The sequence below is a fragment of the Gracilibacillus oryzae genome (assembly GCF_009498735.1).
GTDB lineage: Bacteria > Bacillota > Bacilli > Bacillales > Amphibacillaceae > Gracilibacillus > Gracilibacillus oryzae.
This window is the reverse complement of the sequence record NZ_ML762430.1, coordinates 1-9,501: the sequence shown is the minus strand read 5'-3', so window position 1 is coordinate 9,501 and position 9,501 is coordinate 1. Positions and strand designations below refer to the sequence as shown.

The 9,501-nt window shown below is 36.1% G+C and carries 13 protein-coding genes; 3 read left to right on the top strand and 10 right to left on the bottom strand.

Annotation, left to right across the window (positions count from 1 at the left end; genetic code table 11):
- Positions 1 to 133: 133 nt before the first annotated feature.
- The 4 genes from F9U64_RS10360 to F9U64_RS10345 form a co-directional block, all read right to left on the bottom strand.
- Positions 134 to 454, bottom strand: a complete 321-nt coding sequence (locus F9U64_RS10360) for a hypothetical protein (RefSeq protein WP_153403120.1) — start codon at positions 452 to 454, stop codon at positions 134 to 136.
- Between the two features lie 55 nt (positions 455 to 509).
- Positions 510 to 704 carry a hypothetical protein gene (locus tag F9U64_RS10355; RefSeq protein WP_153403118.1) on the bottom strand — a complete coding sequence of 65 codons (195 nt, stop codon included), beginning with the start codon at positions 702 to 704 and terminating at the stop codon, positions 510 to 512.
- 81 nt (positions 705 to 785) lie between these two features.
- The gene (locus tag F9U64_RS10350; protein WP_153403116.1) at positions 786 to 1,409 is read right to left on the bottom strand and encodes a hypothetical protein; all 624 of its coding nucleotides are present in this window, start codon (positions 1,407 to 1,409) and stop codon (positions 786 to 788) included.
- Between the two features lie 132 nt (positions 1,410 to 1,541).
- Positions 1,542 to 1,892 carry a DUF2200 domain-containing protein gene (locus tag F9U64_RS10345; RefSeq protein WP_153403114.1) on the bottom strand — a complete coding sequence of 117 codons (351 nt, stop codon included), beginning with the start codon at positions 1,890 to 1,892 and terminating at the stop codon, positions 1,542 to 1,544.
- Positions 1,893 to 2,172: 280 nt separating this feature from the next.
- On the opposite strand from F9U64_RS10345, the gene F9U64_RS10340 reads away from it, so the two are divergent.
- Positions 2,173 to 3,708: an FAD-dependent oxidoreductase gene (locus F9U64_RS10340; RefSeq protein WP_228275663.1), complete on the top strand. Its 1,536-nt coding sequence runs from the start codon at positions 2,173 to 2,175 to the stop codon at positions 3,706 to 3,708.
- Between the two features lie 47 nt (positions 3,709 to 3,755).
- Here F9U64_RS10340 and F9U64_RS23365 read toward each other — a convergent pair whose 3' ends face one another.
- The 6 genes from F9U64_RS23365 to F9U64_RS10315 all read right to left on the bottom strand — a co-directional run bounded on the left by F9U64_RS23365 (position 3,756) and on the right by F9U64_RS10315 (position 7,508).
- Positions 3,756 to 3,887: a hypothetical protein gene (locus F9U64_RS23365; protein ID WP_266095249.1), complete on the bottom strand. Its 132-nt coding sequence runs from the start codon at positions 3,885 to 3,887 to the stop codon at positions 3,756 to 3,758.
- 12 nt (positions 3,888 to 3,899) lie between these two features.
- Entirely contained in the window at positions 3,900 to 4,592 is a 693-nt protein-coding gene (locus F9U64_RS10335; protein WP_153403112.1) for an aspartate/glutamate racemase family protein, read from the bottom strand.
- 234 nt (positions 4,593 to 4,826) lie between these two features.
- Positions 4,827 to 5,609 carry an alpha/beta hydrolase gene (locus F9U64_RS10330; protein ID WP_153403110.1) on the bottom strand — a complete coding sequence of 261 codons (783 nt, stop codon included), beginning with the start codon at positions 5,607 to 5,609 and terminating at the stop codon, positions 4,827 to 4,829.
- Positions 5,610 to 5,693: 84 nt separating this feature from the next.
- Positions 5,694 to 5,873, bottom strand: a complete 180-nt coding sequence (locus F9U64_RS10325) for a hypothetical protein (protein WP_153403108.1) — start codon at positions 5,871 to 5,873, stop codon at positions 5,694 to 5,696.
- Between the two features lie 340 nt (positions 5,874 to 6,213).
- Positions 6,214 to 6,561 carry a DUF6176 family protein gene (locus F9U64_RS10320; protein WP_153403106.1) on the bottom strand — a complete coding sequence of 116 codons (348 nt, stop codon included), beginning with the start codon at positions 6,559 to 6,561 and terminating at the stop codon, positions 6,214 to 6,216.
- Between the two features lie 269 nt (positions 6,562 to 6,830).
- Positions 6,831 to 7,508, bottom strand: a complete 678-nt coding sequence (locus tag F9U64_RS10315) for a DUF4030 domain-containing protein (RefSeq protein ID WP_153403104.1) — start codon at positions 7,506 to 7,508, stop codon at positions 6,831 to 6,833.
- Between the two features lie 441 nt (positions 7,509 to 7,949).
- Between F9U64_RS10315 and F9U64_RS10310 the strand changes: the two genes are divergently transcribed.
- Entirely contained in the window at positions 7,950 to 8,573 is a 624-nt protein-coding gene (locus F9U64_RS10310) for a hypothetical protein (RefSeq protein WP_153403102.1), read from the top strand.
- A 632-nt stretch (positions 8,574 to 9,205) separates the two neighbouring features.
- Positions 9,206 to 9,400 (top strand): hypothetical protein, encoded by a 195-nt coding sequence (locus F9U64_RS22980; protein ID WP_228275662.1) that lies wholly within the window; start codon positions 9,206 to 9,208, stop codon positions 9,398 to 9,400.
- Positions 9,401 to 9,501: the final 101 nt, after the last annotated feature.

Sequence of the window (9,501 nt, the reverse complement as noted above, 5' to 3'; positions counted from 1 at the left end):
AATGAACATCATCCCATCATATTCTGTGATGAAATTCAGGACAAAGAAAATAAGGCAAGCTGTAAAGAATAGAATTCCGAAAATAAATAGAAATCGATCCAAAAAAAACTCCTCCTAAACAACTGATTCAAATCTAATAGCTTAGTAGAAAATACAAAGAAATGAGAAGCAGAAATAGTAAACTTCTTAATTTTCTTTCTCCCCATAAATCCAGAAAAGTGATAATTCCGCCAACAGCAAGAAGAATCATTCCTGGTGCTCTAATGAGCCCTATTGAAGTAATGTTTCCCAATCTTTCCAGGAAAGCACCGATAACAAGAAAGCCTATTGTGAAAATAAACTTAGGTGATGTAAAATCTTCCCTTACCGCCTTTCTGTCTTCATCATCCATTTTCAAATATCCTCGAATGACCATAAAGGCCGGGATTCCCCACATGATAAGGAAAGTGTCCATTTTTTCACTCCTTGCAACACGTTCACAATAAACATTCGATTTTCCTCCAATAATATTATGAATTGAGCTTTTTTCTTTTACCTAACTCTACTCCGTTAGCAATCACACCAATGAAACCAGTAATAGCAAATATATAAGCTACAAACAAAGGTGTGGACGATAGTGATTCAGTCACTATGCGAAATAAACCAACAGCAAAAATCAGAAAACTACCTATTAATCCGACAACATGTTTTGTACTTTTATCCATTGATGAACCCTCCAATTTAATCTTTTTTAAACCAATTTCGAATAATTTCTCCTCACTTTTTAAGCGCTGTCAACATAAGATTTACTCTACTTTAATACGAAACGAAAAGTTTGCCTCTTCCTGTTTCCACGAAGCTAACACATGGTAAACATATACCCCTTTTTCTTCAGGTGCCACGACTGCACCATTATTTGTTTCCAGGTTATTTACTGGCTTCCCATTGTTTTCATCCATCATTTTCTCAGCTTTTACTCTTTCAGCAGTAAGTCCTTTTGGATATTCGATTTTGATTTCTTCTTTTGGTGAAACTACTGTCGGCGTAGGAGCAGGTGTCTTAAGTGGATCACCTGCACACACAGCAAGATCTCCATTCCAGCAATAGCCCCCTTGAACTGTTGGGATTTCCGTGTCGCCTGCTGTGACAGTTGGTGAAGGTGACTGTGAAGGAAAGAATCCAAAAATCCCCACACAAAGAGCAATCAATCCAATGACAAGTACAACTTTATTCATTTTTCTAATGTTTTTCTCCTTGCTGTCTCTAAAGATAGAAATAGCATAGTATCCAAAAAGCAAGAAGAAGGTTACATAGCTTGAATAGGGATAATAACTTAACTCATAACCCTGAAAATAACAAAAAGCTAAAAAACCAACATGAAGCATTCCAGCTAAAAGACAAATCTGTTCCAACCATTTTAATATTTTCATCCAACCCCCTATAGCGTCTCACAACCATATACCAATTATTTCAAAAAATGAACTTTCATTCAAGATTTTCAACAAAAAAACCACGATCAATATCGTGATTTTTTTATTTCAAGTACTTCCTTACTTGTTCATTCATGCCCGCAATATCTTCTCCATCGCTTTTCCTTTTGCTAACTCATCGATTAGTTTATCAAGATAGCGAATTTCCTGCATTGTCTGTTCTTCGATGTCTTCCACACGGACGCCGCAGATCACTCCTTTGATCAACGTCCGAGAAGGATTCATTTGGGAAGCTTCCGCAAAGAATGTTTCAAAATCTGTCTTTTTTTCCAATTGTGCTTCTAACTCCTCCTGGCTATACCCTGTCAGCCAGCGGATAATTTGATCGACTTCTGATTTTGTCCGTCCTTTTCTTTCCGCCTTTGTAACGTAATGGGGATAGACACTTGCGAAACTCATTGTATAGATTTTATGTTTAGTCATGTTTACTTCCTCCTATATTAATTCCTGTGAATTTCAGTCATACATCCAGTCTAATCGTCCTTCTCATTTTCCACAACATGTTTCAGTGTATTGGAGCGTTAGATGTAATCGCTCGCTTTATATCCTGTGATTTTTCCCTTTTTGCTGTTCCTATTATTTTTTTATTATATCACTGGTTTAAGTCCATTTAATCTGTGCCCTTTCTATAAACTTTCCTTAACTCAGTTTATCCCCCCTTGTAAAGGGTAGGAAAATATAAAAGGCCTTAAGGAGGTACAGCATGACTAAAATGGACCTACCAGATCAGCATTCACTCTGGCAGCAAAACCGGGATATCAATTCATATGCCGCACATCAGCAAGATTCCCAGACAGACGTCCTGATAATAGGAGGAGGAATTGCCGGGATTATCACGGCATATCAGCTATCGAAGGCGGACAGAAAAGTGACACTGATTGAAGCACATCGCCTGCTTGAAGGTGTGACAGGCTATACAACAGCTAAAGTGACTGCACAGCATGGGATGATCTACTCTAAATTAATGAAAACATTCAATGCAGAAACTGCAAGACTATATTATGATGCAAACATGGAAGCAATAAATTTTTTCCGGGAAACAATAGAAGAACTAAACATTGACTGTGATTTTGAAGACAAGGATGCCTATATCTATGCCGATAGCACTCAATCAAAGAAACTTTTGGAGAAAGAAATCGATGCCTATAAGGCTATCAATATCGATGGCGGGATGGCAGAAGTGGAAGCTTCTTTCCCAATAAAGGCAGAGCTTGCGGCGGTAATGCGTAATCAGGCGCAGTTTCATCCAGTAAAATTCCTTGCGCCTCTGATCAATGAGATCGAAAAGAATGGCGGGAAAATTTATGAAAACACCAGAGCAATGGAATTTATCGATCATAAAAATCCGGCAATCCGGACAGAGAATGGCTCGACGATTTCGGCAAATTATGCGATTGTCACCTCCCATTTTCCATTCAATGATATGGACGGGACTTATTTTGCGCGGATGGATTTTTCCCGTTCTTACGTGATTGGCGCAAAAGCACCGGATTCCGTCATTCCGGATGGGATGTATATTAGTGCTGATCAACCGAAAAGATCGATTCGTTCAGCTGTTGATACCAATGGCGAGAGGATCTTATTGCTTGGCGGTGACAGCCACAGAGTTGGGATGAGCAAGACCAAAACGATGGAGCATTATGAAAATCTGGCAGAATTCGGAGACAAGTTCTTTGATATAACAGAAATCCTTTATCGCTGGAGCTCGCAGGACATGACAACCCTTGACACAGTACCATATATTGGACAGATGGTAACAGGCAATGAAAAAATTCTGGTTGCGACTGGATTTCATAAATGGGGAATGACGGCAGGTGCACTAACAGGCATGATGCTTACAGATCAGATTCTTGGCAGAGAAAACCGGTATGCATCTGTTTTTGATCCAACCCGTTCGAAGCTGAAAGGGTCAGATGCTGCCAGTTTCTTAAAAGACAATGCAACGGTGGCAAAGGAACTGGTCAGCGGCAAGCTGGAACGCCCGGAGAAGAGACTGGATGAGCTGGAGAACGATGAAGGTGCGACTGTTAAGATTGATGGCAAACGGGCAGGCGCCTACAAAGATAAAAATGGCCAAATCCATGCGGTGGATCCAACGTGTACCCATATGGGCTGTGAAACACACTGGAATGATGCTGAAAGATCATGGGACTGCCCGTGTCATGGTTCCCGCTTTAGTTATACTGGGAAAGTGATCCATGGGCCAGCAACAAAACCGCTTAAAAAATGGAATAATTAAAATGAGGAAACAGGCGGAAATAGAACCGCCTGTTTTTTTGGGAGCGTCTAGTGGTTGTTGTTCTCTTCTTCACAATCAAAACAAAGATAGCCATCAGAAACGGAAACACCATTAAAAAATCCATTCTCACAATAAATTTCTTTGCCACAATTTTGGCAGTCACCAATATATTCCCTCACCCTCGTACCTCCTCAGTCCAAACGGTCAACTAGGGCAGAAACATGGATAGCTGTTGTATTGAATTGCGGGATTGCGGTGTCGGCTGGTTTGATCAGCATCGGATGTTCTGTGCATCCTAAGATAAGCCCTTCAATGCCATCCTCACTTTCCATCCGCTCAATAATAGTTAAGAATGTTTTCTTCGTTTCCTCTTTTACAATCCCGTTTTCTAACTCTTCAACCGTTTTGTCATGAATAATTATCTGCTCTCTTGCTTTTGGTACAATGACATCAATCCCGGCATCCTGGAATGGTTTTATGAAAAAATCATTTTCCATTGTGAAACGTGTTCCGATCAGTCCTACTTTGCTGAGCTTGTCTTGACGGACTGCCTTTACAGTTTCCTCAACTATACTGACCATTGGCAGAGTCGTTTGCTGCGTAACTTCGTCAAACACGATATGCGGTGTATTGGCTGAAATCGCCACAACATCCGCACCACTTGCTTTCAGTTCATTAACAGCCTTCGCCAAATAATCTGTTAACCCCTTGGTATTATTTTCATCGATGAAAGCAAAAACCTGATACATATTGATACTGTTGATCACAAGATGTGGCAGCACTTTATTGCTACCCTTTTTTTCCTGATAACCTTTAATAATAGATTGGTAATATTCCACTGTCGATTCAGGCCCTAAGCCGCCGACCAAGCCGATTTTTGACATGAGAATCCTCCTTATAATCTAATTTCCTACCTTTATTCTACTAAACATGCATGAGATGGCAAACAATTCAGAAAAAATATCGAATCAATGAAAAACATCTGAAAATAAGGGGTGAATCTTTGCTCATCTCAATTAAACGACCTTTTATATTCCTCTAATGAATCATTGTCATATTCTAGTTCTTGAAGCATTCCTTTAAATAAAGCTGAATCTCTTTTTTCATGATAGAGACTTCTAAATATAACCTTTTAATTTCAAGAAATTCTCCATTTCAGTCAATGTCTCATGATAATATTTATTCTCATGTCTTCCATAATGAAAAAAGCCGTGCTCCCCGCCTTCATATTCATAAAAGGATATATCATTTCCTTGTTCATTCATTCTCTTAACGAAGGTTTTATTCTGTTCATAGTCTCTTTCTGAATCTCCACATAGCCATAAAGTAGGCGGCAGGCATTTTTTGACTTGATGCAGTGGTGAGATTTCAGTGGCCTTGTCAATTAATTCTGGATAGCGTCTTGTCATAATATCGACAGCATCCATTCCACCCGCGAATATAATGAGAGCATTCGGAATATGGTTGATTTTTAGATTATCATTATCGTCATTTAGTTCATCAAACATAATAGAAGAGACAGCAATGTAGGAGCCTGCAGACGATCCGCACACAACTAATTCATTGGGGTTAACGCCTAAGTTGGAGGCATTTTCTCTAACCCATCTAACAGCAGATTTTACATCACAAATTGCTTGAATAGGAGAAAACCCCTCGTCCTTTCCATTTCTGTAATCAACACAAATCGATAAAATGCCTTTAGATGCAAAGTAATGTGCCTGATGCTGGAATCTTGCTGGTGATACAGGATCTTTTTTAAAACTGCCGCCGATAAAAAATAATAGAACAGGTTTATTTTCAAGGGCAGTCTCTGGTTCAAAAATATAAAATTTTAATTTCCTATCATTTATTTCTTTATACGTTATTTCCTTTACTGGATAATCAAATTTTATTGAACTCATTTGCCATTCCTCCCTTAACAGAATTAGATTATTTTCTTCTATTAAAATTGTGAATAGTTTAACTCTTTTAGCATGAAAAGAATGTCACTTACTTTTTTCTTTTCTGGAATCTGCGAAAAGGGAATTGACTAATTCTATTGAAAGCATAAAAATTACTGCGTATGTTAATGCATCTAATAATTGGAGCCCATTCCCTTTTACCAATTCAACAATTGAAAAAGCAGTGAGCAGAAACAAAAAGGCAGCAATCCGTCTGATTAACATGAAATTACTCTCCTTAAAGTGATAGTAAATCTTTGCTTGCACCACCAAGAATATGAATTATCATCCTCACCACTACCTAGCTTAATAGATAGGTCATTAATATTTATCCTATATTTATCATAACATAATATTCCAATTTCAATTTTTCATTTTTATAACAAAAAGACGATCCCTTGTAATGATCGCCTTCTTCCTATCATTTATGGTTTATTCAGAGGCTTCCTTCTCTCTATCTTGTTTATTTTTACCGATCATCGCAAATGCAATTGAACTGCAAATCTCTGCAATCACTGTAAAAATGCCCGCCATTAAAGATCCTCCTTGCTTTATTCAGACAAAGCTATTGCTCCATTACTTCCCTGATCCTACCTTGTATCATCACAACCTCTGTCTTAAGATCAACAGGCGGAAATTCCGCATCAATACACTCTTCCCAATACTGCAAATGCTTTTTGTCAATCCAGCTGTCAGACTCTTCCACATCCTGTCCATTTTCTCCCTGAACAGAGTACCAGTACAAATACTCATTGCCATTAAGTGTTTCCCGAAAAATTGTTTCCACATACATTTTCTCAGCTTCTAGAGTGAGAAGAACATCCTTCATATTGTCATTTAAAAACTGTAACCATTCATCTACCAGGTTTGATTTCCCTTCTTTTAATTTGAAGCGTGTAAGTTCGACGTTCATAGATTTCATTCCTCCTTTAGGCCACTCAGAATTCTATATAAAAAGGATGGTGATCTTCATTTTGGCAATATTCAATTCTTTGTCTGAAGTTTCCTGCTGTGACCATTTCCAGATCTTTGTTTTTTAACTCAAATGCATAACTACTTCCTCTATATAAATTGCTAAAAGGGACAGCTGCTTCTCCAAACCATCCTCCATTTAGTTCGACTGATCTAACAGGATCAAATAAATTATAGGCACGAACTGTTAAACTTTCCAGGATTTCTAATTTATTTGATTATATTTACTTGATAAGAATCATCACCAATCGTATTTTTCATATCATGTGTAGTCAAAAATTTCTCTATTCTTTTTTTTAAAGACTCATTTGATTGATTTGAATTATTGATAACTCTAATTTTCACTATGATATTTGACTCTGGATTAGAATTTGATAATACTTCAGCAACTGTGCTCAATTCTGAGTTTAAAAGTAGTAATAATTCAGTTAAGGTATGAAAAGTGAATATATGTGAGGATATTTGGATACCATTTATTTGTTTTTCTTCCTCTAAATAACTTGATATTTTATTAGTAATTATTCCCCATCTTTTTTCTGCCTCTAATTTAAATAAGTTTCTTTGGGTTATATCCAGATTGTAATTTAATTTTAGCCTTTTGATTTCCTTGTTAATTTCATTCTTTAATTCCTTCTCATTTGTGTCATGGCTAGTCAAAATACTCAGGTTCCTTTCACAACCATAATCTAAACAATTTTGATTGACGTACTCAAAGCCGTAATCAAAATATTCATTTTCTTCACTCTTTTCTTCCATAAAGTCTACTAATTGGTTGTACCTAAATTCTTCTAAAGTGTTGTCATTTTTAACAAATGTAGGTTCCTTTTGAGAGGATATCCAAAATAAAATAAAGAAAAAAGATATGAATAAGAATAGTTTTTTTTTCATATATGATCCCTTCTGTAAGATTGTAAGAAATCGATACTATTGATAATTTTCAATACACATTATATCATTTTATCCCAACAATTCCAGTTTATATAATATCATTTATTATTAAAGAGATTGCTGTATTAAAGTATGTTATTTCATCATCCCTTAATGAATAAGAAGTAGTTAATTTTGAACTATTTAAACAGTAAAAACTATCCTATTAACAGTATAACTCAAGTTAAAAATTCGCTCTTGTGATTCGTGAATTTCTTAAAGAAATACTTCATAACATTTGTTAGCAGATTATAAAATAGTTAGCTAATAGTGTGGTAGGCATTTTCACTCTTACATAATTAACCTTTTACTTAAAAAGAAAAAATGACTTTTTTAAATTTATTGTTTAATCCATTTACGTATTCTTTGAATTAATGTAAAATTCCATCTAGGAGGAATTTTATGAAAAATATTGTAAAAATCTTATCAATTTCTTTTGTAACAATTATTGCATTTTGTTTAGGTAACACCGTATCAGGGTCTATCTTGGAATTAACCCCACATCATAAAGAGTCTTACTATGAGCAATACAGCAGTATTGTTGAGGAAGTGAATTCGGAGTACCCAGATGCAAACTTAGAGCTTTTGCCGCTTGACAAGTTTAAAGAGCATGAATGGGTTTCACCTAAAGAGTTCAAGGAAATAGTTAAAGATATTGCTAATTTAGAATTCGTTGTTGGTGAAAATAAAAAAAGCGAAAATGGATTTTCAGTTCTTAGTTCAACAACAATAGCCAAATCTAAAACAACAACTATTACAGGAACACAAGTAACTATTAGCATTACTGGCTCTTTTGATACCACTCTAAACTCTAGCCAAGGACGTCAAATGTTTTCGGGTATAAATTCTATAACATCACGAGCAAATAAAGGTACATGGAGACAAACAGGATATACACCGGATTTGATAGATGGTGGTAGAACATATTCTATAGATGTCGGAGGTAAATTTACATACAATGGAGTTTCTGTATCAAGAAATATCAATATTGAATTCTTTTGTAGTCCGACAGGTAAAGTTTCCTAATTCTATTATGGGGAAAGGTGGGCTCCCCATTTTTTTATTGTTCTTCTCTTTTGCATTTCCAATCGTTTAAATTTACAAGCCAATTAGTCAAGAGACGAAAAAGTAAATAATGGGCCTCATAATTAGTGTAGAAAGTTTCTTTAGGAAAATTTAATTACGTGAGATAAGCAACCTAGTTTAGAACTAAACTAGGTTGAAATTTTGGAATATACAATAGAGCCGGAGAGCTTACCTTCGACTCAAAGTACATAATCAAATAAATGCATGGCCATACATTGAATACTTGGATTAGTTTTAATATTGTTTATTAAGTTTAGGTATAGAAAATATGAAAGTGCTATATTTGTCGATATTTGTTTTTATAAATTTGTAAATAATTGTGATAAACTCTCTTTATTGGACCGAAGAAAAAACTTATGAGTTACAAAATTGAGATTAATTAATTTCTTATCACCATGGCAACTGTTTTAGGAATATTGGGATTTGCTAGTTTTGCAGAAGCAGGTAATAACTTTATAAAATATGATACTACCGTGGGGAAATTCAACGGGAACGGTTACAGTAACACACAAACTAAGGTTGTAGATGGTCAAAAAGCTGAGATGTCACATACAAGTAACGGTGGGTACAATGTGGATGTTCGCACGGATTTCGATATAACGGATGGGGATGGAACTACCGGACCATGGGCTAGAGATGTTAAGGCAGGAGATTCTAGAAAATTGACAAATGGTCATAACGCAGGAAATAAAGTAAGATTACATTTTAGCAATGATATAACTACTAGAGTTGACACACAAGCTAAAGGTAGTTGGGCATCTAACTAATGGATCTATGTCAATAAATTGGACACTAAAAATGTTTAATTTTAGTCAAGTACCTACCGCGCTACGCTTGCTGGCCTCTGAAGGGAAGGAACGGCATTCTC

Bases quoted from the DNA above. Each gene is read 5' to 3' on its own strand.
- F9U64_RS10320 (WP_153403106.1), bottom strand. From the start codon at position 6,561: ATGAACGTCGAACTTACACGCTTCAAATTAAAAGAAGGGAAATCAAAC.
- F9U64_RS10315 (WP_153403104.1), bottom strand. From the start codon at position 7,508: ATGAAAAAAAAACTATTCTTATTCATATCTTTTTTCTTTATTTTATTT.
- F9U64_RS10330 (WP_153403110.1), bottom strand. From the start codon at position 5,609: ATGAGTTCAATAAAATTTGATTATCCAGTAAAGGAAATAACGTATAAA.
- F9U64_RS10310 (WP_153403102.1), top strand. From the start codon at position 7,950: ATGAAAAATATTGTAAAAATCTTATCAATTTCTTTTGTAACAATTATT.
- F9U64_RS10325 (WP_153403108.1), bottom strand. From the start codon at position 5,873: ATGTTAATCAGACGGATTGCTGCCTTTTTGTTTCTGCTCACTGCTTTT.
- F9U64_RS10355 (WP_153403118.1), bottom strand. From the start codon at position 704: ATGGATAAAAGTACAAAACATGTTGTCGGATTAATAGGTAGTTTTCTG.
- F9U64_RS10350 (WP_153403116.1), bottom strand. From the start codon at position 1,409: ATGAAAATATTAAAATGGTTGGAACAGATTTGTCTTTTAGCTGGAATG.
- F9U64_RS10340 (WP_228275663.1), top strand. From the start codon at position 2,173: ATGACTAAAATGGACCTACCAGATCAGCATTCACTCTGGCAGCAAAAC.
- F9U64_RS10360 (WP_153403120.1), bottom strand. From the start codon at position 454: ATGGACACTTTCCTTATCATGTGGGGAATCCCGGCCTTTATGGTCATT.
- F9U64_RS10335 (WP_153403112.1), bottom strand. From the start codon at position 4,592: ATGTCAAAAATCGGCTTGGTCGGCGGCTTAGGGCCTGAATCGACAGTG.
- F9U64_RS10345 (WP_153403114.1), bottom strand. From the start codon at position 1,892: ATGACTAAACATAAAATCTATACAATGAGTTTCGCAAGTGTCTATCCC.